Raw genomic sequence first — 22916 nt, 5'->3', positions numbered from 1 at the left:
TCCACGCATGACCGACCGTCCCACCGCCGTCGTCACCGGGGCCAGCTCCGGCATCGGAGCCGCCACCGCCCGCGCACTGGCCGCGGCCGGCTTCCACGTCGTCCTGGGGGCCCGCCGGGTCGACCGGTGCGCCGAGATCGCCGCCGAGATCGAGGGCACGGCGCTGCGCCTGGACGTCACCGACATCGACTCGGTGACCGCGTTCGCGGCGGCCGTCCCGGACTGCCGGCTGCTGGTCAACAACGCCGGCGGGGCGAAGGGCCTGGAGCCGGTCATCGAGGCCGACGAGGACGACTGGCGGTGGATGTACGAGACCAACGTCATCGGCAGCCTGCGGGTCACCAAGGCGCTGATGCCGGCCCTGCTGGCCTCCGGCGACGGCCACATCATCACGGTGACCTCGATCGCGGCCCTGGAGCCCTACGACAACGGCGCCGGCTACACCGGGGCCAAGCACGCCCAGGCGATGCTGCACCGCACGCTGCGCGGCGAGCTGCTCGGCCAGCCGGTGCGGCTCACCGAGATCCTGCCCGGCCTGGTGGAGACGGAGTTCTCGCTGGTCAGGTTCGAGGGCGACCAGCAGCGCGCCGACGCCGTGTACCGCGGCATCACGCCGCTGACCGGCGAGGACGTCGCCGACGTGATCGCCTTCGCGGCCACCCGGCCGAGCAACGTCAACCTCGACCAGATCGTGATCAAGCCGCGGGCCCAGTACAACGCCTCCCGGGCCCACCGGGAGCCCTGACGGCGGCGCGCCGCTCTCGTCCGGTCCGGGCGCACGGCTCGCCGCCGCTGCGCACCGCCTCGCCGGGCGAGCGAGCGGCGCGGCCGGCCAAGCCGGTTGGCCCAGGGCGCCGGTCGCTCGGCCAGGGGTGGCGCGGTCGGCCGAGCGAGTAGCGCGGTGGGCTGGTCAGGTCGGGCGAGAGCGCCGCTCGCTCAAGCGAACCGAGGCCTGGGCCACCGAGGAGAGGCCTTCCGTGGCGCGCGAGAGCGGCTCTCGTTGCGTCCCGGTGGGCGAGAGCGACTCTCGTTGCGTCTTCTCGAACGAGCGCGACTCTCGTCCCGGCTTGCGCCGGGCGAATGGGGCGCTGGGCCGGCCGTGTTGGGCGAGGGCGCCGGCCGCTCAGCGGCGGGTCAGGGCTCGACGGCGGTCTCTTCGCTGGTGCGGCGCTCGTCGGCCGCGTCGGCCGGGGCGTTGCCGTCCAGGACCTCGGCGACCCGCTCCTCGGAGTCGCGCAGGATCTCGCTCGCCTCGGCGACGCGGTCCTCGTCGCCGGTCTCGGCGACCCGCTCCTCGGGCAGCGGCTCGGCGCGGGTCGCGGCCAGGTCCTCCGGAGTGCTCATGGCCGGGGCGTACCCCCGGCCGGGCGGTCCGGAAACCGGTCAGAGCGCCGACATCCGCGTCCACTCGTCCCAGGAGTAGGTCCAGTCCGCGATGTCGCCGTCGCGCGGGCTCAGCTCCACGCCCGTGCCGCTGACCTCGACGGGGTCGCCGTAGATCGCGGTGTCGTAGTAGGCCTTGGCGTCCTCTGTCGAGAGGTTGATGCAGCCGTGCGAGACGTTCGCCGAACCCTGCGCGGCCGCCGACGCCGGGTTGGCGTGCACGAACTCGCCGTTGTTGCTGATCCGCACGGCCCACTTCTCGATCAGGTCGTAGCCGTAGCGCTCGCTGGTCATCCGCTTGTCGGTGAACTTCTCGCTGACCACGTGGATGCCCGAGCGGGTGTTGCGGTCGGGGTCGGAGTCGAGCCCGTAGCTGGCCGGGTAGTCGGCGACCTGCTGGCCGTCGCGGAAGACGAGCATCCGGTAGCTCGCGGCGTCGGCCTTGACGATCTGTTCGCGGCCGATCCGGAAGGAGCTGGTGACGTCGGCGGCGCCGTAGCGGCCGTCGCCGTAGGCCACGCCGTAGAGGTCGGCGGTGACGGTGACGTCGGTGTAGGCGGGCCAGTACTCCTTGGGCCGGTAGTCGACCCGGGAGCCGCCGCCCTCGTCGGGCAGCCAGCCCCAGGAGCCCTCGACCGGCGTGGACGTCTCGACCTTCAGCGCCTTCTCGACGGCGGCGCGGTCCTCGACGTGGTCGTTGAACTGGATGCGGATCGGCGCGGCCACGCCGACCGTGCGGTCGTCGCCGATGTTGATCTGGCCGCGGACGACCTTCTCCGGCGTGAGCGTGCCGAACGACCCGGCCAGCGGCACCGTGGCGCCGTCGCCGCCGGTGGCGGTGCCGGACCAGGTGTAGGTGGCGTCGTAGCCCAGCGGCTCGGTCGTGCTCCAGCTGGTGCGCTCGGCGTTGAACTCGCCCTCGACGGCCTCACCCTCGGCGTTCTCCAGCGTGACGTCGGTCAGCGTGCCGCCGGTGACCGAGACCGTGGCCGGCTCGGCTGGCGAGCTGTCGGCCGCGCCCGCCGCCGGCGCGTACGCGAGCACCGCCGGCGCGGCCGGGGCCCGCCCGTCGGGTTCGCCCGGCCCGGACGGGGCCGCGGACGGCCCCCCGGTCGGCAACTGGCCGCCCGACGCGGCCGTCACCACGCCCAGCGAGCCGATCACCACCACGGCCAGGATCAACAGGATCCGACGCATCGCTCCCCCAGGCTCCCCCCACGCGACTGCACGTGATAGGACGTCCAGTTCCCTCCGGGGTTGCCCCCGCACCCGAAGCTACGCCGTCACAGGGCGCAGGCGACCAGGACCGGCTCGGCGCCCAGGGTGATGTCGAACGCCTCCCGGACACCGTCGCGCACCTCCCTGGCCAGCGCCAGGAGGTCGGCGGCCGTGGCCCCGCCGCGGTGGGTGCGGGCGAGCACGTGCTGGCCGGACCGGGCCGCGCGGCCACCCGGACCCGGGTGGCCGCGGCGGAAGCCCGCCTGCTCGATCAACCACGCCGCGGGTACCTTCGCCATCCCCGGCCCGGCGGGGAAGCGCGGGGCGCCGTCGGGCACGTCGGCCTCGGCCAGCACCGGGTTGGTGAAGAAGGACCCGGCGCTCCAGGTGTCGTGGTCGTCGGCGTCGAGCACCATGCCCTTACCCCGGCGCAGGCCCAGCACGGCCCCCCGGGCCGCCGCGGCCGGCACCCGCGCGCCGGGCTGGACGCCCAGGGCGCGGGCCAGCTCCGGGTAGCGGATCGGGGCGCTGGCCGCGTCGCCGGGCAGCGCGAACCGCACCCGCAGCACCACCGCGTCGTCGCGGCCCTTGAGCACGCTGGTGCGGTAGCCCAGGCCGAGCTCCGCGGCGGGCACGTGGGCGCGGACGGCGCCGGCGCCCCGGTCGTAGAGGTCGACGTCGACCAGCAGGTCGGCGACCTCCACCCCGTACGCCCCGACGTTCTGCACCGGGGTCGCGCCCGTCCGGCCGGGGATGCCGGACAGGCACTCCAGCCCGCCCAGGTCGTCGGCGACGGCGGCAGCCACCACGTCGTCCCACTCCTCGCCCGCCTCGACGGTCAGCAGCACCGAACCGTCCGGGCGGCGGAGGACCTCGCGGCCGGTGCTCGCCACCCGCACGACGGTGCCGGGCCACCCCTCGTCGGCGACGACGACGTTGGACCCGCCGCCGAGCAGCAGCAGCGGCTCACCGGCCGCGTCGGCGTCGCGCACCGCCTCGACGACGGCCGCGGCGCTGGTGGCCTCGACGACGCGGCGGGCGGGACCGCCCAGGCGCAAGGTGGTCAGCGGGGCGAGGGCGGACGCCACGTCGGGAACCGGCACGGGGTCCAACGGTAGCCTCCGCCCATGCCCCGCCCGATCGACCACCGGTCCACCTCGCCGTACCCGGCGGACCGCGTGTACGCCGTGATGGCCGACCCCGAGTACCTGCGGGCCCGGCTGGCCCGGATGGGCGGCAAGGGCGCCGAGCTGCTGGAGCACTCCCCCGACGGCGACGGCGTGCGGTACCGGCTGCGGCAGGGGCTGGACAGGCAACTGCTCCCCCCGTTGGTGCAGACGCTGATCCCCGGCGACCTGATGATCGAGCGCGCCGAGTGCCTGCGCCCCGACACCGACATCGGCGGCTACCGCGGCGACGTCGACGTGCGGGTGCCCGGCACGCCGGTCGCCGCGACCGGCGCCATGCGGCTGGCCGACGCGGCGGCGGGCAGCGAGTTCGCCGTGCGCGCCCGGATCACGGTCAACGTGCCGTTCCTCGGCGGGAAGCTCGAGTCGATGATCGCCGAGCAGGTGGTGAAGCTGCTCGCCGCCGAGACCGGGTTCACCGAGGAGTGGCTCGCGCGGCGTCCCACCTGAAGTGCACGCCCGGGTGCGGCGCAGGCCACAGCGCCGCCCCGGCCGGTGGTGACACGATCTCGCGGTGGACCCCGCCACCGAACGCCGTTACGTGCTCACCCTCAGCTGCCCCGACACCACCGGGATCGTCGCCCGCATCTCCGCCTTCCTGGCCGCCGACGGCGGCTGGATCACCGAGGCCGGCTACCACTCCGACCCGCAGACCGGCTGGTTCTTCACCCGCCAGGTCGTGCGGGCGGCCTCGCTGCCCTACGACGTCGCCGAGCTGCGGCGCCGCTTCGCCGCCATCGCCGACGAGCTCGGCGGAGCCACCTGGACCGTCACCGACACCGGCGTGCCCAAGCGGGTGGTGCTGCTGGTCAGCCGCGAAGCCCACTGCCTGCACGACCTGCTGGGCCGGGTCGCGACCGGTGAGCTGCCCGTCCGGCTGGCCGCCGTCGTCGGCAACCACGACGACCTGGGCGACATCGTCCGCGCCCACGGCGTGCCGTTCCACCACGTGCCGTTCCCCACCGGCGACCCGGCGGGCAAGGCCGCCGCGTTCCAGCGGGTCGCCGACGTCGTCGACGCCGGCAACCCCGACGCCGTGGTGCTGGCCCGGTTCATGCAGATCCTGCCGCCCGAGCTGTGCCTGCGGTGGGCCGGGCGGGTGCTCAACATCCACCACAGCTTCCTGCCGTCCTTCGTCGGCGCCCGGCCCTACCACCAGGCCTACGCCCGTGGCGTCAAGCTGATCGGCGCCACCTGCCACTACGTGACGCCGGACCTGGACGCCGGCCCGATCGTCGAGCAGGACGTCATCCGCGTCGACCACGGCGACACCGCGGCGGACATGGTCCGCCGCGGCCGCGACATCGAGCGCCTGGTGCTGGCCCGCGGCCTGCGCTGGCACGTCGAGGACCGGGTGCTGGTGCACGGCAACAAGACCGTCGTCTTCCACTAGCCCGACCCCCGTCGAGAACGAACCCGTCGTCGTTCTGGCCCGGTCCAACGACAGCGACGTCGTTCTCGACGGGGGTCAGTGGCCGCGGACGCGGTGCGGGGTGAAACGCAGGGCGACGTTGTAGGTCTGGGCGAACACCTCGGCGGTCCCCCACAGCCCACCGGTGATCTGCTCGCCGTACTTGGCCAGGTAGGGCTGGTTGTCGGGCGGCGCGGGGGCCGTCGCGTCGACGACGACCTCGCCGGTCAGTACGACGATGTCGCCGCCGCGGCCGTCGCCGTCCAGGTGCAGGGCCACCTTGGGGTTGCGCCGCAGGTGGGTCAGCCGCTTGGCGTTCCTGTCGCTGTTGACCAGCGCCGTCGCCCCGTCCCAGAGGAACCAGATGGGGGCGGGCTGCGGGCTGCCGCCGGGGTCGACGAGGGTCATCCAGGCGACGACCTCGTCGCGGAGGCGGCGCTCCACCCGCGAGCCGAACTCGGTCGATGTGTCCGGGAGCACAGTCATGCCAAGGCGAACCCCCGGCCGTCAACCGGCATTCCGGCGCGGACGGGAGGACCCCCGCCGCACGGGAGGCGACGGGGGTCCGGTCGAGGGGTCGGGGGTGGGTCAGGCCGCGGTGACCGCCGCGGGGGCGGGCTCCAGGGCCAGGTCGAGGACGTCGGCGACGTCCGCGACGGGGTGGATGCGCAGCTCGCCGCGGACGCTCTCGGGGAGGTCGTCCAGGTCGGGCTCGTTGCGCTTGGGGATGATCACGTCGGTCAGCCCGGCCCGGTGCGCGGCCAGCAGCTTCTGCTTGACCCCGCCGATCGGCAGGACCTTGCCCTGCAGGGTGACCTCACCGGTCATCCCCACCGAGGACCGCACCGGCCGCCCGCTGGCCAGCGAGGCCAGCGCGGTGGTCATCGTGATGCCCGCGCTCGGGCCGTCCTTCGGGACCGCGCCCGCCGGCACGTGCACGTGCAGCTTCTTCGAGGCCAGGTCGCCGGCCAGGCCGCGGCTGCGCAGGTAGCTCAGCGCGATCGACACCGACTCCTTCATGACATCGCCCAGCTGACCGGTCAGGGTCAGGCCCGGCTCGCCGTCCATGGCGGTGGCCTCGATGAACAGCACGTCGCCACCGGCTCCGGTGACGGCCAGACCGGTCGCCACGCCCGGGACCGAGGTGCGCTCGGCCGACTCCGGGGTGAACTTCGGCCGGCCCAGGTAGGTGACCAGGGCGTCGGCGTCGACGTGCACGGGCGCCTCGGTGCCCGAGTCGAGGGACACCGCGACCTTGCGCAGGACCTTGGCCAGGCCCCGCTCCAGCTGCCGCACGCCCGCCTCCCGGGTGTACTCGGCGGCGATCATGCCCAGCGCCACGTCGGAGAACTCGACGTCCGACGGGTCGAGCCCGGCCTTCTCGATCTGCCGGGGCAGCAGGTGGTCGCGCGCGATGGCGACCTTCTCCGCCTCGGTGTAGCCGTCCAGCGTCACGACCTCCATGCGGTCCAGCAGCGGGCCGGGGATGGTGTCGTAGGCGTTGGCGGTGGCCAGGAACAGCACGTCGGACAGGTCGAGGTCGACCTCGAGGTAGTGGTCGCGGAACGTGTGGTTCTGCGCCGGGTCGAGCACCTCGAGCAGCGCCGCCGTGGGGTCGCCGCGGAAGTCGCTGCCGACCTTGTCGATCTCGTCGAGGAGCACGACCGGGTTCATCGCGCCTGCCTCGCGGATGGCGCGCACGATCCGGCCGGGCAGCGCGCCGACGTAGGTGCGCCGGTGGCCGCGGATCTCGGCCTCGTCGCGCACGCCGCCCAGGGCGACGCGGACGAACTTGCGGCCCAGCGCGCGGGCCACCGACTCGCCCAGCGACGTCTTGCCGACGCCGGGCGGGCCGACCAGGGAGAGCACGGCGCCCGAACCGCGACCGCCGACCTTCTCCATGCCCTTGCGCTCGCGCCGCGACCGCACGGCCAGGAACTCGATCAGCCGCTCCTTGACGTCGTCGAGGCCGGCGTGGTCGGTGTCCAGGATCTCCCGCGCCCCGACCAGGTCGTCGGAGTCGTCGGTGCGGGTGTTCCACGGGATGTCCAGGACGGTGTCGAGCCAGGTGCGGATCCAGCCCGACTCGGGGCTCTGGTCGCTGGCCCGCTCCAGCTTGCCCACCTCGGCCAGCGCGGCCTTGCGGACGTGCTCGGGCAGGTCGGCGCTCTCGACGCGGGTGCGGTAGTCGTCGGCGCCCTCCGGCTCGTCCTCGCCCAGCTCCTTGCGGATGGCGGCCAGCTGCTGGCGCAGCAGGAACTCGCGCTGGGTCTTCTCCACGCCCTCGCGGACGTCGCTGGCGATCTTCTCGGAGATCTCCTGCTCGGCGACGTGCGCCTTGGTCCACTCCAGCAGCTTCTCCAGCCGCTTGGTCACGTCGACCTCGGCCAGCAGCTCGGCCTTCTGCTCGGTGTCGAGCCAGGAGGCCCAGCCGGCGAGGTCGGCCAGCGCACCGGGGTCGGTGGTCTGCTGCACCGAGTCGATGACCTGCCAGGCGCCCCGCTGCTGCAGGATGCCGACGACCAGCGCCTTGTACTCCTTGGCCAGCTCCAGGGCCCGACCGGTGGCCGGCGGGTCCTCGATGGGTGTGGCCTCGACCCACAGTGCGGCGCCCGGCCCGGTCACCCCGGAGCCGATCTGGGCGCGGCCCTCGCCGCGGACGACCGCGGCGCGCTCCCCGCTGGGGAGCCTGCCGACCTGCTCGAGGACGGCGATCGTGCCGACGGCCGCGTACCGGCCGTCCAGCCTGGGAACAACGATGACCCTGCGCGCGTCGGCACCGCTCTCGGCGGCGTCGACGGCTGCCTGGATCTCCGGCTGGTCGAGCCGGACGGGAACCACCATGCCGGGCAGCACCACCGAGTCGGCGAGCGGAAGCACCGGCAGCTTCAGCGTCTCTGTCATGTCCTGCACAACCGTTACAGCGTTGCCGATGTTCCAGCGCTCAAGAAAATCTGCTCGCAGCGAACAGAGCTATCGTGAGCGACCTCGACTCAACTCCGGTTCGGAGGAACGTGCACAGGACCGGGGTCACCGCCCGAGGGGCAGCACGAGGTCCAGGAAGCGCTCCGGGTCCTCCACGTGGAAGCCGTGCCCGGTGTCGACCTCGTGGAACTCCACGTCGCGCAGCAGCGAGCGCGCACGCCGCGCATCGTCGGCGTCCATGGCGGCCAGCAGGACGCCGTTCGCGTCGTAGCTCCAGCTCGCGTGGACCAGGACGACCGGCGCGGTGATCCGCCGCAGGACCACGGCGTGGTCGAAGCCTCGGTGGAAGGACCCGTCGAAGAAGGCCTCGCCGAAGCGCGGGTCGTACTCGGGCATGGCCCGGTAGGGCTCGTTGACCGTCGGGGGCAGCATCCACAGGCTCAGCGGCTCGTCGGGACGGGCGGCTCGCCGCTCCAGCGCGCGCTCGCGCAGGTTCGCCCCGCCGGGACCGAACAGGTCCCACACCGCGGTGTGCGCGATGTAGTAGGAGGTGAAGTCCGTCCGACCGCTGCGCAGGAACCCGTGCGCGGTCGAGGCGAGGTCGACGTGGTTGAAGGTGTGGCGCGCCCGGGGCAGGACCGAGGAGAACAGCGGCGGGTCCTCCAGAACGGCCGCGCGCACCAGATCGGGCGCGTCCGCGGCCAGGCCCGCCGCGACCAGGCCGCCCGAGGAGTGCCCCACCACGACCACCGGCTCGCCGATGACCTGCCGGACGAACCCGGCCGTGCCGGCCACCAGCGCCTCGGCGGTGTACCCGCCCGGCAGCCGGTCCGACGCCCCGTGCCCGGGGCAGTCGACGGCGAAGACGTGGAACCGTTGCGCCAGCCCGGGCAGCACTCGGCTCCAGCTCCGCCAGTCCGTCAGCTGGCCGTGGACCAGCAGCAGCGGCGGCCCGTTGTCCGGCCCCTCGGCGTAGTTCATCGCCGTGCCCCCGACCTCGACCCGCCGCTCGACGAACCCCGCCCGCTCGACGCGGGCCGCGTCCCAGCTCGCGTACGTGGTGTTGCGCACCACGTACCCGGCCACCGCCACCACCAGCAGCCCCAGCACCCCGACCGCCGCCGGCAGCGCCCACCGCCCGCCCGGCCGGGGAGCGGGGCGGGCCACCGCGACGACCCCAGCGGCGAGAGCGACGCCGACGCCGACCGCCACGAGCAGCGCTGCCACGAGCTCGGTCGGACCGGCGGGCTGCAGCACCGGGCCGAGCACGTCGTGGGTGGTCAGCGGATGGGCCGCCACGACCATCCCGACGACCGGGCCCCAGCGACGGCGCACCAGCGCGACGACCAGCGCGACGGCGCCGACGACCAGCGCGTCGAGCGGCAGGACCGAGGTGTCCTGCCCGACCAGGTAGCGCAGGAAGCAGCCGCACGCCGCGGCCACCAGGCCGGCGACGTGCACGGGAGCGGATCGGGCCGGCAGCATGCCGACGATCGTCGCGGCCACCGCCCGCGCAGCGCGTCAGCGCGGGCGCGACCGCCGGGCTACGCGGTTCGACGTACTACCGCGCCAGCCCTGACCGCACCGCGAACACCACGAGCTGGGCCCGGTCCCTGGCCTCCAGCTTGGTCATCGCCCGCCCCACGTGCGTGCGCACCGTCGCCGGGCTGAGGAACAGCCGTTCAGCGATCTCGTCGTTGGACAGCCCCTCGCCCACCAGCCCGACGACCTCGGCTTCGCGCTCGGTCAGGGTCCCGATGCGGGGGTGCGCGGTGCGCCGGCGCCTGCCGTCGGCGAACTCGGCGATCACCCGGCGGGTCACCGACGGCGACAGCAGCGACCCGCCCGCCGCGACGACCCGCACCGCCTGCAGCAGCTCACCCGGCTCGGCGTCCTTGACCAGGAAACCGGCGGCCCCGGCGGCCAGGCACTCGAAGACGTAGTCGTCCAGCTCGAAGGTCGTGAGCATCACGACGCGGGTGGCGGCGAGGTCGGGGTCGGCCACGACCTCGCGGAGCGCGCCGATGCCGTCGAGGCCCGGCATCCGGATGTCCATCAGCACGACGTCCGGGTGGTGGGCGCGGACGAGCTCGACCGCCCGCCGCCCGTCGCCCGTCTCCCCGACCAGGACGATGTCGTCCTCGCCCTCGACCAGCATCCGCACGCCCATCCGGACGAGCGCCTGGTCGTCGGCGACCAGCAGGGTGATCACGCCCGGCCCCGCACCGGCAGCCGCGCCCGCACCGCGAAACCGCCCCCGTCGGCGCCGGCGGCGTCGAGCGTGCCGCCCAGCGCCTCGGCGCGCGCCCGCATGCCGGTGATGCCCAGGCCGTCGCCCTTCCCGCGGTCGCCGCGGCCGGTGTCCACGATCTCGACGACCAGTTCGTCGTCGGTCCGGTCGAGGCGCACAGCCGCGGTCGCGGGGCCGGCGTGGCGCAGCGCGTTGGTCAGCGACTCCTGCACGATCCGGTAGGCGGCGAGCTGCACGCTCGCCGGCAGCGGCCCGGGAGCCCCGGACGGGTCGAGGTGGACCGGTAGACCCCGCCTCGGACGTGCGCCGGACCAGGACGTCGATCCCGTCCAGGTCCGGTGTCGACGCGCCGTCGTCGTCGGCGGCGCGGAACAGCGCGAGCGTGGCCCGGAGCTCGTCGAGCGCGTCGCGGCTGCTGCGCCGGATGGCGACGAGCGCCTCGCGGGCCCGTTGGGGCGAACGGTCGAGGATGTGCAGCGCCACGCCGGCCTGCATGGCGATCGCCGCCAGGCCGTGCCCCACGATGTCGTGCACGTCGTGCGCGGTGCGCAGCCGTTCCTGCAGCGCCTCCTGCCGGTGCGCCTCGGCCCGCGCTACACGGGCCGAGCGGCGCTCCAACTGCACGACCGTGCCGACCGCCCACGGTGCGAGCCCGCAGACCACGCCCCACTCGGTCGCCGCCGCCACGAGCGACGGCCACTGCGCCCCGTCGACGACGTCGGCGACGACGAGGACGGCAGCACTCACCGCGCACGCGACCAGCGCCGGCCGGATCGGGCGATGGGCACCGACCGAATACGCGCAGACGGGCACGGCGAGCAGGATCGGCCCGTCCGGCAGCCCGACCGCCAGATGGGCGGCGACGGCCGCCGTGGCCACGCCCAGCGCCACGAGCGGCGCCATCCGGCGCGCGACGACGGCCGCGACTGCCACGCCGATCAGGGCGAGCGCGAGCGGCCCACCGGGACCGACCGGCCCGCCGACCGCCCCGTAGTACGGCCCCGACATCACGGCGCCGAGCGCGGCGGCCAGCGCGACGTCAGCCAGGAGCGTCCGGGTGGGGAGCCGGGTGGCGGGCACGGGACGACCGTACGTCGCCGTAGCGGGCGGGCGCGTCAACGCACGGACGTAGTCCGGGTGCGCACCCGGTGGTAGGCGGACTACCGACCCAGTCCCTCGACGACCTCGGCGCCCGGGAGGCGGGCGGTCAGTTCGCCGGGCAGGGCGAGCTTGGAGTGGCGCACCCCGCTGCCGATGACGACCGCGGCCGTGGCGGCCACCGCCGGGTCGACCAGGACCGGCCAGTCCGCCGGGAGGCCGATCGGGGTGATGCCGCCGTACGCCATCCCGGTCAGCGCGACGGCGTCGTCCATCGGCGCGAAGGACGCCTTGCGGGCGTCGAGCCGCTTGCGGACCAGGCCGTTGACGTCGGCCCGGGTGCTGGCCAGCACCAGGCAGGCCGCGTAGCGGGTGACCTCGCCGCGGCGACCGGCGACGACCACGCAGTTGGCCGAGCCGTCCATCGGGGAGCCGTAGGCCGCGCAGAAAGCGGCGGTGTCGGCCAGCTCGGGGTCGATCTCGGCGACCCCGACGAGCGCGGCGTCGGCCGGGTCGAGGAGCTTGAGGGCGTGCGCGACCGGGTCGCCGAGGAGGTCGGGGCGGTCGAGCGCGGGCACCGCGGTGAGCGTGCCCAGGACGGACCAGTCGTTCACCAGCGGGGGCCGCCACCCTGCACGCGCACCACGGCCGGGCGCACGTCGACGATGTAGACGAGCACGGCGACCAGGCCCGCGATCCAGAACAGGGCTCCGCTGCTGCGCGGACCGTACTGGAAGACGATCAGGACCAGCAGGCTCGCGCCGGTGATCCCCAGCCAGGCAGGCTTGGTCAGCTTGTCGGCCGCGGTGAAGGCGTCGGCGCGCTGCATGAGGGCGTGCACGAACGCGAAGCCGCCGACGGGGATGGCCAGCAGCCACACTCCGAACAAGACCCACTGATCGAGGGTGTACCACAGGCTCACACGAACAGACTACGTGCGGCCGGGCCCACCGCACATCCCCGGGGCGCGAACACCGGCCCCGCGAGGGGCGTGATGCGCCAGGCGGCACGGGCTCCAGCCACCGGGTCGAGGGGCCTGGGCGATCGGCATCCGCGCAGGTCGCACCCGTCCGGGGCCCCACCGGGCAGGAAGGTCGGCCGGTGATCGGGAGCGCCGCCCACCCGTTCTCCGGGTGGCGTGATTCAGCCGAATGCCCTGCCCGCCAGGGCCGGGCGCGCCCGGACGCGCGAACGCGCCCCGGGGGTGACCCGGGGCGCGTTCGAGTGCGGCTACCGCTCAGCTACCGGACTTGGGGGTGCTGGTGCGGTTGGCGGCCGGCTTGCGGGCGGCCGGCTTGGCCGGCGCCTTGGCCGGGGCCTTGGCCACCGGCTCCGACTTCGCCGCGGCCGACGCCGGGGTGGACGGCGTCTTCGGCTCGTCCTTCGGCGCGGTGCGGTTGGCGGCGCGCCGGGTCGTGCTGCGGGTCTCGTGGGCGACCTCGGCCCCGGTCTCGCTGATCTCGCCGGCCAGCTCTGCGCCGGTCTCGGCGACGGTCTTCGAGGCGTCCGCCGAGACCTCGGCGACCTTCTGCGCGGCCTGGCCGGAGAACCGCTGCGTGGCCTGCGCCCAGCGCTCGCCGCTGGAGCGGGTCTGCCGGGTGACGACCTCGAGGGCCTTCTCCGCGGCGTCGTGCGCGTCGTCGACCCAGGTGTCGAGCCGGGCGTCGAGCTGCTCGGTGTAGGACTCCAGGGTGGAGATGGCCTGCTTGACCTGCGGCTGGGTGCGGATCTTGCCCCACGTCGCCTCGCCGCGCTTGGCGAACTCGGCGTAGGCGACCTCGAGCTGCTTCTGCAGGTCGGCGACGGCCTTGCGGACGTCGTCGCGCAGGTCCTCGCGGCGCAGGCGCTGCGGCAGCTCGACGACGCGCTGCTGCACGCCCTCGGCCTGCGCGGCGGCCCGGGCCCGGGCGTCGGCGGCCCGGTCGGCGGCGACCGCGGCGGCCTTGCTGACCGCGCTGAAAGCGACCTCGCTCGCGCCGAGCACGGCGAGCAGCGGGGTGCGGGCGACCTCGGCCTGGGCGGCGGCGTTCTTCGCGGCCTGCTCACGGGCCTTGCGGACGTCCGCGGCGGTGGGCAGTTGGACTGCCATGGTGATCACTCCTGGTGGATCGTGTTCGGGTGGGTCGGCGTCGGGTCGGCGGGGGCGACATCCGCGCCCTCCCGCCGGAACGACTGGTAGACGTCCAGAAGCACCTGCTTCTGGCGCTCGGTGAGATCGGGGTCGGCGAGCACGGCGTCCACGACGGCACCGGCCGGCCGCTCGTCGAGGAACCCGGCCCGCACGTACAGCACCTCCGCCGAGATCCGCAGCCCCTTCGCGATCTGCTGCAGGATCTCCGCGGACGGCTTGCGCAGACCGCGCTCGATCTGGCTCAGGTAGGGGTTGCTGACCCCCGCCGTCCTCGCGAGCTGGCGGAGCGAGACCTGCGCGCCCTCGCGCTGGCTGCGGATGTAGGCACCGATGTCGCCCACGGCCTGCCCCACGGCCTGCCCGACGTGCTCGACAGCCTGGCCGACCGCGTTGTCGCCCTTACCGGTTGCCACGTACCCCACCTCGTTCCGTCACCGACGACGCTACCCGCGAGTGCTAGCTCCTGCAAGCACTCTGCTTGCAGTCGTGACGAGGCTTACTCGTGGTAGCGCATTCGACGGGCGGGACGGGGTCGCGGAGAGCCACTCTCGCCCCGCTGACCTGGGCATTGGCGACCTCAACGTGAGCGAACGGCGCTCTCGCCCAACGAAGCCTGCCCGCCGCGCCGTTCGCTCGCCCGGCACCTCCCGCCCGGGTTGAGCCAACGGCGCTCCCGCCCAAGGAGACTGGCCCGCCGCGCCACTCGCTCGCCGGACGGGACGAGAGTCGCGCTCGCGCCCCGGGCGAGGCGGCGCGCAGCGCCGCGAGCCGGGGCGAGCCCCCGGGCGCGCAGCCGCCCACCCCCGGAAGTGCTCCCCTGCCGTCGCCTCGGCGCGCACGGCGCAGCGCCTCCGGCGCCGGCCCGCACCCCGCCACGTGTTCGGAGCCGCGGACGGCGCAGCGAAGCGGAGCCGGGAAGCGGCGGCACCCGGCGCCCGCCGAAGGCGGGTGGTGGTGGGGTGCGGGTCGGTGACGGAGGTGCTTCGATGGGCGGATCGAGGTGGCGGCAGGGGAGTACTTCTCCCCCTGCTGGAGCTGAGGTCGCCCGCCGCGGAGGCGCAGTAGGCCGCAGCGTTGGCGGGCGGCGCGCCCGGCCCGAGGCTCAGCTCATGGACAGGTGAAGAGCGCGCCTGCGCGGCGGGCGGCCTCGGATCAAGCAGGGGGCCCGGCCCCTGCCCTCACGCCGACCCGCCCAGGGTTGCACGCCCGGAAAACCCCCGCACGCCTGGCATCCACGCGCTGCGGTCGGCAGCGGAGGGTGCGGGGGCCTTCCGGGCGCGCACGTCTGAGCGCGCCGACGTGACGGCAGGGGCCTCGGGACAGGAGCGGGGCGCTGACGCGCCCCGGCGTTCCCTCGCCTCACGGCGCTGCGCGCCGCATCGAGCGAGACGAACGCGACTTCGTCGCGCGCGGTCGAGACGAGCGCGGCTTTCGGCGCGCCCGATAGAACGAGAGCGACTCCCGTTGCGCACCGGACGAGAGCGGCTCTCGTCCCACACAGCCGAGCGAAAGTGGCTCTCGTCCCAGGTAGCAGAGCGAAAGTGGTTCTCGTCCCACACAGCCGAGCGAGAGTGACTCTCGTGTCATATGGCGGGGCGAGAGTGGCTCTCGTCCCCTCCACCCCGAGCGGGAGGGCCGCTCGACCCACCTGCTTGGGCGAGAGCGCCATTCGCTCAAGCGAGGCCTGGGGCTAGCCGATCAGGAGATGGCTGATCGTGTAGATGAGCAGGCCCGCCAACGCGCCCACGACGGTGCCGTTGATGCGGATGAACTGGAGGTCGCGGCCGACCTGGAGCTCGATCTTGCGGGAGGTCTCCTCGGCGTCCCACTTGGCGATGGTGTCGGTGATCAGGGTGGTGATCTCGTGGCGGTAGTGGCGCACCACGTAGCCGGCGGCGTCGGCGATCCAGCCGTCGATCTTGCCGCGGAGCTCGGGGTCGGAGTCGAGGCGCTCGCCGAAGGCGACCAGGCCGTCGCGGACGCGGGTGCGCAGGGCGCTGGACGGGTCGGCGGCGGCGTCGAGGATGAGGGCCTTGACGGTGCCCCACGCCTGGCCGATGAAGCGCTGGACCTCGGGCTGCTCGACGATCTGGTGCTTGATCCGCTCGGCCTTCTCGATGGTCTCGGGGTCGTTCTGCAGGTCGGTGGCGAACTCGACGAGGAACGTGTCGACGGCCTTGCGCAGCGGGTGCTCTGGGTCGGTCTTGACCGCCCAGGCGAAGTTCTGCACCTCCAGGAACACCCGGTCGGCGATGAGGGAGTCGACGAAGCGCGGCGACCAGCTCGGGGCCCGGTCCTGCACGATCCGCAGCACCATCTCCTGGTTGGCGGCGATCCAGTCGTAGGCGCGGTCGATGACCAGGTCGACCAGGCGGCGGTGGGAGCCGTCGGCGAGGACGCCCTGCAGGACCGTGCCCAGGGGTGGGCCGATCTCCTTCTCCAGCAGCTTGCGCACCAGGACCTGCTCGATGACCTCCTGGACGTCGTCGTCGCGCAGGACGGTGACGACGCCGCGGGCGGCCGTGGCCAGCTCGGCGGTGATCCGGTCGGCGTTCTCCGGCTGGGCGATCCAGGTGCCGACCCTGGCCGAGATGTCGACGCCGGCCAGGCGGGCGCGCACGGCGTCCTCGGAGAGGAAGTTCTCGCCGACGAAGTCGCCCAGGCTGTCGCCCAAGGCGTCCTTCTTCGTCGGGATGATCGCGGTGTGCGGGATGGGCAGGCCGAGGGGGTGGCGGAACAGCGCGGTGACGGCGAACCAGTCGGCCAGCGCGCCGACCATGCCGGCCTCGGCGGTGGCCCGGACGTAGCCGATCCAGGTGGGGCCGTCGTTGACCTCCCAGATGCGGGCCAGCAGGAAGACGACGGTCGCGGCGAGCAGCAGCCCGGTGGCGAACATCTTCATCCGCCGCAGGTCCTTGGCCTTGGTGGCCGCGTCGACCCGGCCGAAACCCAGGCCGACCTCGACGATCGGGACGGAGCGGCGACCGCGGCCGGTTTCGGGGGGCGAGGCCTCGGGGGCGTTCACGCCCGATCGGGTGGACCCGGGATTCTGCACATGCCCATCTTGCCCGTCCGGCCGATGATCGGGCGTCGGGACGGCCGCCGCGCGGCGCGGTCGCGCTGGTCCGGGGTTCCCGCCCCACGGCCCGTCCCGGCTCCCGGTGCCCGGTCGCCGGGCAGGCGGGCCCGGCCGGGGGCAGCGCCGCGGTGGCGCGGCGTTCGGCCCGCGCCGTGCCGGGAAGTGGGTCTGGCCGGGGGGGGGGGGGGGGGCGCCCCCCCCCCCCCCCCGCGGGGGGGGGGGGGCGCGGCGTTCGGCCCGCGCCGTGCCGGGAAGTGGGTCTGGCCGGGGTCGGTGGTGTTCCACCGACCCCGGCCACGTTTTGTGGTGCGGCCGCGCGACGAGGGAGAAGTGCCCCCTCGGGCGCCGCACCACCGGCTTCCCCGGACCTCCCGGCGCGGCGCGACGAGCCGCGTCAGCGGGAGGTGGGCCGGGGAACCGGCTCTTGCGGTGTCGTTACCGCCCGCCCATCGCGACCATCTCCGCGGGCCGCTGGGCACCCGGGTTGCGGTCGAGGTCGGCGCGGCGGCGGACGGAGTCCACGGCGGCACTCAGGATCAGGTCGGCGGGGGGCACGCGGTAGCCGGTCAGGGCCGGGGAGACCCGCCAGTGCACCCAGCCGTCGGGGACGGTGGAGGGCGGGGCCAGCACGGTGGCGCCCGCGGTGTGCAGCCGCACGCCGTCGACGTCGCGCAGCTCGGTGGGCAGGGCGGCGCCCGAGGTGATCGGGTACCACCAGGACCCCGTCGGGGTGGCGGCGACCGGCACCACGGCGCCGGCGTCGCGCAGGATCACGCACATCCGCTTGCCGTCGGCGGCGGGCACCTCGAGGACGTCCAACGCCGCACCGGTGATCAGGAGCACCGTGTCGTCGCCCTGCACCACGACGGGCCAGCCGTGGTCGTCGAACTCACGGGCTGCGGCGCGCAGCTCCGCGCAGTACACGGTGCGGTAGCTGTCCCAGCCGGACATCCCGGACCTCCGATGCGTCTCGTGAACCCCTGCCGTTCGGCGTGTTCTGTGAGGCTCAACACCGAGCATGACGGGTCGGGAACGGGTAGTGGAGGCCACAGCGACGACCGCGCCGCACGCCGAGACGAGCGGATTTTGCCTCTTGACAAAACCGCTCGGCATCGGTGACGGGCCGGATGAACGGAGGGCGAACGGAGACCGGCGGTGGCAACCTCGCCCGACCACGGCGCGGAACCGGTCGTCGCGGGGCGCCGTCGGTCAGCGGTGACTGCCACGATGGCGCCATGTTGATGGTCACCGGAGCAGGCGGGTACCTGGGCAGCGCGCTGGTCGCGCTGGCCGTGCGGGAGGGCCGCGACGTGCGCGCGGTCGTGCGCGACGCGCAGCGGGCCGCGGCGGTGCTGCCGCCCGGCGTCGACGTCGCGGTGGCCGACCTGGCCGACGAGGAGGCACTGGCCCGGGCGGCCCGGGGGTGCACCGGCGTGCTGCACGCGGCCGGTGCGGTGGGCGGCACCGCGGAGCAGACCCGCTGGGCCAACGTCGAGGGCACCCGCCGGGCGCTGGAGGCGGCGGTCGCGGCGGGCGCCGAGCGGTTCGTGCTCACCAGCAGCAGCGCGGCGATCATCGACGCCGACGGCGTGGTGGCCGAGGAGCCCGCGGGCCCGCCCGCCCTCACCGACCCGTACTCGACGAGCAAGGCGGCCGCCGAGGCGCTGGTGCTCGCCGACGGGCGCATCGAGACCGTGGTCGCCTGCCCGACCGGCATCTACGGACCGAGCCCGCGCGGCCCGGAGTCCTACAACGAGCTGCTGCTGGCCGCCGCCCGCGGCGACGAGCCGGTGATCGTGGACTCGCGGGTGGGCTGGGTGCTGGCCGAGGACGCCGCCGCCGGGCACCTGCTGGCGCTGGACCGGGGCGAGCCGGGGCGGCGGTACGTGCTGTGCGGGGAGGCCGCCTCCTTCGGGCGGGTGCTGCACGCCTTCGCCGACCGGACCGGCGGACGGCGGGTGGAGACGCTGCCGCCGGGCGCCACGCTGCCCGACGGCGCAGGCACGTTCGCCCGGCGCTCGGAGGTCTACGGCAAGTTCCCGCCGGTGCGGGTGGACGACAGCGGGGCGCGGGCGCTCGGCTACGCCCCGCGCGGGGTGGATGAGGGCATCGCGATCACCGCCGACTGGTTGGGGCCCGCGCTCAGCTGAGCGTCGCGTCGGGTCCGCGACGGCGCCACCCCGGAACGCACCGAGGCCGGTGACCCCCGTGGGGTCACCGGCCTCGAGGAGCTCCTGACGGAGCTGGGCTCAGATGGGGCGGACCGTGTCGGCCTGCGGGCCCTTGGCGCCCTGGCTCGCCTCGAAGGAGACCCGCTGGTTCTCCTCGAGCGTGCGGAAGCCGTCCGACTGGATGGCCGAGTAGTGGACGAACACATCCGGACCGTTGTCGTCGGTCGCGATGAAGCCGAAGCCCTTCTCGGCGTTGAACCACTTGACGGTGCCCTGCGGCATACCTGATCTCCATACGTGAAGCGGATCCTGCCGGCACTGTGCCGACCGGGTGGCTGCACGGGAAACACCGACGAACGCAGAGTGCCTCTACCCACGCCTGTGAAGCCCACCGTCAACTTCCACGGACGCTTCACAACGATCGAGGAGGAACGACTGCAACCAGGCCGAAACCTATCACGGTCGGAGCGCGCCGAGCAGCACCCGGTAACGCCTGGGGACCGGGATGCGACGCCCGGCCCAACGAAGATCACCTTCCGGCCGGACCGATGTCCGCCGTCCGGTCCAGACCGGCTTCCAGGGCCCGGAACACCTCGTCGAGCAGGGCGTGCAGGTCGCCGCCGCCGTCCAGCCAGCGCTCGTAGGCGGCCAGCGCGACGCCGAGGCTGGCGTGCCCGATGGCCTGCGGGACGAGCCCGTCGACCGGCAGCCCGAGGCGGCGCCCGGCGTGCTCGGCGACCACCCGCCGCCAGGCCGCGTAGCGCAGCGTGGAGTGCGCCTGCAGCGCGGGCGTGCCCAGGATGAGCCGCAGCCGCCTGCGGTGCCACGGCAGCTCGTCGGGGTGGACGTCGTTGAACGACAGCACCGCGGCCCGCACCCCGGCCAGCACCGACAGCTCGTCGGGCAGCGCGGCGAACGTCTCGCGCATCCGGTCGAGCTGCTCGTCGAACGCGCCCCACGGGATGTCGTTCTTGGAGGCGTAGTAGCGGAAGACCGTGCGCCGTCCGATGCCCGCCGCCGCCGCGATGTCGTCGACGGTGGTGGTGTCGAAGCCGCGGGCGCTGAACAGGTCGAGCGCGATGTGCTCGATCTCCGCGCGCGAAGTGACCGGGCGGCGCACGGTCAGGCCAGCGGGAGGGGGCCGGCCCCCGCGCCGGCCACCGGCTCGACCCCGATGCGCACCTTGTTGCGCCCCGCCCGCTTGGCCGCGTACATGGCCGTGTCGGCGCCCTCGACCAGCTGGACGAGCTCGCTGCCGTCGGACGGGAAGGTGGCGCCGCCGATGGACACGGTCAGCTCGCCGACCTCGACCTGGCGCGGCGGCTCGCCGATCTCGACGACCACGCGCAGGTCCGCGATGCGCTGGCGGATGCGCTCGGCGACGGTGCGCGCGGCGGCCGGGTCGTGGTCGCCGTCCAGACCGGCCAGCAGCACCACGAACTCCTCCCCGCCGAACCGGCCGACCAGGTCCTCCTCGCGGACCTCGGCCTTCACCGCGGCGGCCACGGCGGCGAGCACCTGGTCGCCCACGAGGTGCCCGTGGTCGTCGTTGACCTGCTTGAAGTGGTCGATGTCGAGCACCAGCACGGTGGCCTGGGCGTCGGCCAGCTCGCTGCGGCGCAGCGCGCGGGTGGCGCGCACGTGCCACCCGGCCGAGTTCAGCAGGCCGGTCTTGCCGTCGGTGTCGACGGCCTCCTCGAGCTGGCGGACCAGCACCGTGCGGTGCAGGACGAAGAGCGTGGGCAGCACGAACGCCGCGTAGGCCGGCCCGAACGCGGCCATGGCCCCGGCGGCCAGCGCACCCATCGACAGCGTCGCGAACTCCAGGACGGCCTCGTCGAGCGGCCCGAGTAGGCGGCGGAACGTGGCCATGTCCGGTGCGGTGCCGGTGGGCACCATGACCCCGACCACCAGCAGCATGTTGACCGCGGCGTAGGCCAGCAGCGCGAGGGCGACGACGAGCAGCCCGACCAGGCTGCGGAACCGCTCGGCCGGGTCGACCGCGGCGACGACCACCGCGGCCGCCTGCACCGACAGCACGATCGCGGCCGCGCTGAACACCACCCGGTGCGGCGGGATCGCGTCCGGGCGCCACGCCCTGGCGTAGAGGTGGCCGTAGACGATCACGACGACGACCGCCGCGAGCGCCCCCGGCAGCAGGGCCGCCGCGGCGAACGTCCACACGGAGCTGAGGTCGATGTGCGGGCTGGAGTCGGTGCGGCGGCGGCGGCGCTCGGTGCCCAGCGAGGCCTCGGTGCCGATGACGGCGGCCACGGCGAGCACCACGAGCGTCCAGCCCCAGTTCGGGGGCAGCGCGGCCGGCAGGGAGAGCACCTGCAGCACGAGCACGGCCGCGGTGAGCAGCACGACGGCGACGACGGTGCCCAGGACGCGCCCGGGCAGCGACCACACCGCCCACGTGCTGACGGCCAGCGGGTTCGGCCTCGGCACACGCACCCCCGTACTCCTCCGGCCCGCCCGCGGCCCGATCGGCTCCCCCGCCCGAATCCGATGCTAACCACTCGGGGAGCTGGTCACACCGCCCATCCGGAGCTGTCGCCGAGGAGGCGGTTCCCGTCGGGGGGCGGGCGTCCCGACGGCCCGAACGGGCGGAACCCGAGGGCACGTGACCATGACCGTACCCGCGCGTACGAGAGCAGCGGGGGAAGGGCGGCCCGACGACATCACGCGAGGGCCGGAGCAGAGGTGTGGCCAGGGGCGGGGTCGAACCGCCGACCTACCGCTTTTCAGGCGGTCGCTCGTACCAACTGAGCTACCTGGCCGTGCCGGTGCAGAGCACCGGACGAATCGTGGAGCGACCCAGACGGGACTCGAACCCGCGACCTTCGCCGTGACAGGGCGACGCGCTAACCAACTGCGCCACTGGGCCTTGCTTGGAACATGTGTTGCTGAGAACGGACGGTACAGCGGACTGTACCGTGCCCCCAACGGGATTCGAACCCGCGCTGCCGCCTTGAAAGGGCGGAGTCCTAGGCCGCTAGACGATGGGGGCTTGAGCCACCGGGGTGACCCCCGCCCGCAACGGCTTTCCGTTGGGAGCGAGGCAACTATATGCCAGACCCGTCGTGCCCCCCGAACCCGGGGGGCACTTACCAGCTCCGCCGCTGGTCAGCGCCGTACCGGGGGCGGCAGGTCGGGGTTGGCGGAGATCAGCCCGAGCATGTCGAGCAACTGGCGGAGGTCGTCGGAGTCCGAGCAGTTGCGGGCGACCACCATCCGCGCGCTGTGCAACTGCTCCTCCGAGACGCGGTAGGCGTCGGCCGCGGTGCGCTGGGTCGGGATGGCCCCCGCCACCGGCCGGTCGTCCCCCACGTCCTGCCGTGCGTTGCTGATCCCACTGCTCATTCGACGCCTCCCCGTGCGGTCGTCCCCGTGCCCGGAGGCCGCCCGCGGTCTTCGGCCGCGACCGGCCACGGCCGCCGAAAGCTGCGGAGCGACGGCTCGTGGGCCACCCCGCCCCCGAGAGACCGGTGGATTCACCCCTTGTGGTGACGGTGGACACACCGGCGTCCCCCACAGCCACCCCCGTGGCCGTGACCGAGACGTTACCTATCCGTTGTCGGCGTCGCACCCCGCTGCCCGGGTGAGGCTGCCGGGACGATCAGGTCCCGATGATCACAGCGAGCGATCGCCCGACCACGCACCGGTGGATTCGCCCCGGCGGGACCGGTACCGTCCTGCGTCGGCTGGTCTGCGTTCGACCGTTCCCGCGCCCTACCATCTGCGCTGAGGAGTTCGCGCCCCCGGGCTCCACGCCGAGAGGATGACTTGCCCCATGTCCATCCACACCCCCCTCGCGACGCTCCGCCCCGTCGCCGCCGCGGGCAGCTTCCACACCACCGTCACCGTCGCGGGCATGGACTGCCCGCACTGCGTCCGCTCGGTCACCGAGGGGATCAACGGCATCGCCGGGGTCTGCGCGGTGCACGCCAACCTCGAGTCCGGTGCGGTCACCGTCCTGGCCGACCGCGTCGTCGCCGAGGCCGAGATCGCCGCCGCCGTCGACGAGGCCGGGTACGAGCTCGTCTCGCACTGACCGCG

At 74.3% G+C, this 22916-nt stretch carries 24 protein-coding genes, 3 tRNA genes and 1 pseudogene; 6 read left to right on the top strand and 22 right to left on the bottom strand.

The window, feature by feature from the left end; all coding sequences use genetic code 11:
• Positions 1-7: 7 nt before the first annotated feature.
• The gene (locus tag KDL28_RS19660) at positions 8-745 is read left to right on the top strand and encodes an SDR family NAD(P)-dependent oxidoreductase (protein WP_252440748.1); all 738 of its coding nucleotides are present in this window, start codon (positions 8-10) and stop codon (positions 743-745) included.
• A gap of 389 nt (positions 746-1134) precedes the next feature.
• Here KDL28_RS19660 and KDL28_RS19655 read toward each other — a convergent pair whose 3' ends face one another.
• The 3 genes from KDL28_RS19655 to KDL28_RS19645 form a co-directional block, all read right to left on the bottom strand.
• On the bottom strand, positions 1135-1344 hold the full coding sequence (locus tag KDL28_RS19655; protein ID WP_252440746.1) for a hypothetical protein: 210 nt from the start codon (positions 1342-1344) through the stop codon (positions 1135-1137).
• 39 nt (positions 1345-1383) lie between these two features.
• Positions 1384-2580, bottom strand: a complete 1197-nt coding sequence (locus KDL28_RS19650; RefSeq protein ID WP_252440744.1) for a L,D-transpeptidase — start codon at positions 2578-2580, stop codon at positions 1384-1386.
• An 86-nt stretch (positions 2581-2666) separates the two neighbouring features.
• Positions 2667-3704 carry a UDP-N-acetylmuramate dehydrogenase gene (locus KDL28_RS19645; RefSeq protein ID WP_252440742.1) on the bottom strand — a complete coding sequence of 346 codons (1038 nt, stop codon included), beginning with the start codon at positions 3702-3704 and terminating at the stop codon, positions 2667-2669.
• A gap of 24 nt (positions 3705-3728) precedes the next feature.
• Here KDL28_RS19645 and KDL28_RS19640 point away from each other — a divergent pair, with 24 nt between their 5' ends.
• Both KDL28_RS19640 and purU read left to right on the top strand, forming a co-directional pair.
• Positions 3729-4238: a DUF2505 domain-containing protein gene (locus KDL28_RS19640; protein ID WP_252440740.1), complete on the top strand. Its 510-nt coding sequence runs from the start codon at positions 3729-3731 to the stop codon at positions 4236-4238.
• 64 nt (positions 4239-4302) lie between these two features.
• The gene (gene purU, locus KDL28_RS19635) at positions 4303-5181 is read left to right on the top strand and encodes a formyltetrahydrofolate deformylase (RefSeq protein ID WP_252440738.1); all 879 of its coding nucleotides are present in this window, start codon (positions 4303-4305) and stop codon (positions 5179-5181) included.
• A 75-nt stretch (positions 5182-5256) separates the two neighbouring features.
• On the opposite strand, the gene KDL28_RS19630 is transcribed toward purU, so the two are convergent.
• From KDL28_RS19630 to KDL28_RS42145, 6 genes and pseudogenes are all read right to left on the bottom strand, one after another.
• On the bottom strand, positions 5257-5685 hold the full coding sequence (locus KDL28_RS19630) for a TIGR03667 family PPOX class F420-dependent oxidoreductase (RefSeq protein ID WP_252440735.1): 429 nt from the start codon (positions 5683-5685) through the stop codon (positions 5257-5259).
• A 102-nt stretch (positions 5686-5787) separates the two neighbouring features.
• Positions 5788-8103, bottom strand: coding sequence for an endopeptidase La (gene lon, locus KDL28_RS19625; RefSeq protein WP_252440733.1), 2316 nt, complete (start codon positions 8101-8103; stop codon positions 5788-5790).
• Between the two features lie 126 nt (positions 8104-8229).
• Positions 8230-9609 carry an alpha/beta fold hydrolase gene (locus KDL28_RS19620; protein ID WP_252440731.1) on the bottom strand — a complete coding sequence of 460 codons (1380 nt, stop codon included), beginning with the start codon at positions 9607-9609 and terminating at the stop codon, positions 8230-8232.
• A gap of 76 nt (positions 9610-9685) precedes the next feature.
• A complete protein-coding gene (locus tag KDL28_RS19615) occupies positions 9686-10336 on the bottom strand; it encodes a response regulator (protein ID WP_252440729.1) in 651 nt (216 codons plus the stop codon).
• A complete protein-coding gene (locus KDL28_RS19610; protein WP_252440727.1) occupies positions 10333-10611 on the bottom strand; it encodes an ATP-binding protein in 279 nt (92 codons plus the stop codon). The genes KDL28_RS19615 and KDL28_RS19610 overlap by 4 nt, the downstream gene beginning before the upstream one ends.
• A 184-nt stretch (positions 10612-10795) precedes the next feature.
• A pseudogene (locus tag KDL28_RS42145) lies at positions 10796-10876 on the bottom strand (hypothetical protein); the annotation flags it as partial.
• Here KDL28_RS42145 and KDL28_RS19605 point away from each other — a divergent pair.
• The gene (locus KDL28_RS19605; protein ID WP_252440725.1) at positions 10847-11530 is read left to right on the top strand and encodes a hypothetical protein; all 684 of its coding nucleotides are present in this window, start codon (positions 10847-10849) and stop codon (positions 11528-11530) included. The pseudogene KDL28_RS42145 and the gene KDL28_RS19605 overlap by 30 nt on opposite strands.
• Positions 11531-11535: 5 nt before the next feature.
• On the opposite strand, the gene KDL28_RS19600 is transcribed toward KDL28_RS19605, so the two are convergent.
• From KDL28_RS19600 to KDL28_RS19575, 6 genes are all read right to left on the bottom strand, one after another.
• Positions 11536-12087 carry a YbaK/EbsC family protein gene (locus tag KDL28_RS19600; protein WP_252440723.1) on the bottom strand — a complete coding sequence of 184 codons (552 nt, stop codon included), beginning with the start codon at positions 12085-12087 and terminating at the stop codon, positions 11536-11538.
• Entirely contained in the window at positions 12084-12389 is a 306-nt protein-coding gene (locus tag KDL28_RS19595) for a DUF2516 family protein (protein ID WP_252440858.1), read from the bottom strand. The genes KDL28_RS19600 and KDL28_RS19595 overlap by 4 nt, the downstream gene beginning before the upstream one ends.
• A 321-nt stretch (positions 12390-12710) precedes the next feature.
• Positions 12711-13562, bottom strand: a complete 852-nt coding sequence (locus tag KDL28_RS19590; RefSeq protein WP_252440721.1) for a hypothetical protein — start codon at positions 13560-13562, stop codon at positions 12711-12713.
• Between the two features lie 5 nt (positions 13563-13567).
• Positions 13568-13957 (bottom strand): helix-turn-helix domain-containing protein, encoded by a 390-nt coding sequence (locus KDL28_RS19585; RefSeq protein ID WP_252440856.1) that lies wholly within the window; start codon positions 13955-13957, stop codon positions 13568-13570.
• A 1337-nt stretch (positions 13958-15294) separates the two neighbouring features.
• On the bottom strand, positions 15295-16506 hold the full coding sequence (locus KDL28_RS19580) for a DUF445 domain-containing protein (RefSeq protein WP_252440854.1): 1212 nt from the start codon (positions 16504-16506) through the stop codon (positions 15295-15297).
• Between the two features lie 612 nt (positions 16507-17118).
• Entirely contained in the window at positions 17119-17634 is a 516-nt protein-coding gene (locus KDL28_RS19575) for a bifunctional DNA primase/polymerase (RefSeq protein ID WP_252440719.1), read from the bottom strand.
• A 284-nt stretch (positions 17635-17918) separates the two neighbouring features.
• On the opposite strand from KDL28_RS19575, the gene KDL28_RS19570 reads away from it, so the two are divergent.
• The gene (locus KDL28_RS19570; RefSeq protein WP_252440717.1) at positions 17919-18833 is read left to right on the top strand and encodes an NAD-dependent epimerase/dehydratase family protein; all 915 of its coding nucleotides are present in this window, start codon (positions 17919-17921) and stop codon (positions 18831-18833) included.
• Between the two features lie 99 nt (positions 18834-18932).
• Here KDL28_RS19570 and KDL28_RS19565 read toward each other — a convergent pair whose 3' ends face one another.
• The 7 genes from KDL28_RS19565 to KDL28_RS19535 all read right to left on the bottom strand — a co-directional run bounded on the left by KDL28_RS19565 (position 18933) and on the right by KDL28_RS19535 (position 22220).
• Positions 18933-19136, bottom strand: coding sequence for a cold-shock protein (locus KDL28_RS19565; RefSeq protein ID WP_142059975.1), 204 nt, complete (start codon positions 19134-19136; stop codon positions 18933-18935).
• 247 nt (positions 19137-19383) lie between these two features.
• Positions 19384-19974 carry a mycofactocin system transcriptional regulator MftR gene (mftR, locus tag KDL28_RS19560; protein WP_252440715.1) on the bottom strand — a complete coding sequence of 197 codons (591 nt, stop codon included), beginning with the start codon at positions 19972-19974 and terminating at the stop codon, positions 19384-19386.
• 2 nt (positions 19975-19976) lie between these two features.
• The gene (locus KDL28_RS41575) at positions 19977-21311 is read right to left on the bottom strand and encodes a GGDEF domain-containing protein (protein WP_252440713.1); all 1335 of its coding nucleotides are present in this window, start codon (positions 21309-21311) and stop codon (positions 19977-19979) included.
• 252 nt (positions 21312-21563) lie between these two features.
• A tRNA-Phe gene (locus KDL28_RS19550) sits at positions 21564-21637 on the bottom strand.
• A 33-nt stretch (positions 21638-21670) separates the two neighbouring features.
• A tRNA-Asp gene (locus KDL28_RS19545) sits at positions 21671-21744 on the bottom strand.
• A 50-nt stretch (positions 21745-21794) separates the two neighbouring features.
• A tRNA-Glu gene (locus KDL28_RS19540) sits at positions 21795-21867 on the bottom strand.
• Between the two features lie 116 nt (positions 21868-21983).
• Positions 21984-22220 (bottom strand): hypothetical protein, encoded by a 237-nt coding sequence (locus KDL28_RS19535; RefSeq protein ID WP_252440711.1) that lies wholly within the window; start codon positions 22218-22220, stop codon positions 21984-21986.
• Between the two features lie 430 nt (positions 22221-22650).
• Between KDL28_RS19535 and KDL28_RS19530 the strand changes: the two genes are divergently transcribed.
• Complete coding sequence (locus tag KDL28_RS19530; protein WP_252440709.1) at positions 22651-22911, top strand: heavy-metal-associated domain-containing protein; 261 nt, start codon at positions 22651-22653, stop codon at positions 22909-22911.
• Positions 22912-22916: the final 5 nt, after the last annotated feature.

Source organism: Pseudonocardia humida, from assembly GCF_023898865.1.
Lineage (GTDB): Bacteria > Actinomycetota > Actinomycetes > Mycobacteriales > Pseudonocardiaceae > Pseudonocardia > Pseudonocardia humida.
This window is presented reverse-complemented; position numbering and strand designations above follow the sequence as displayed.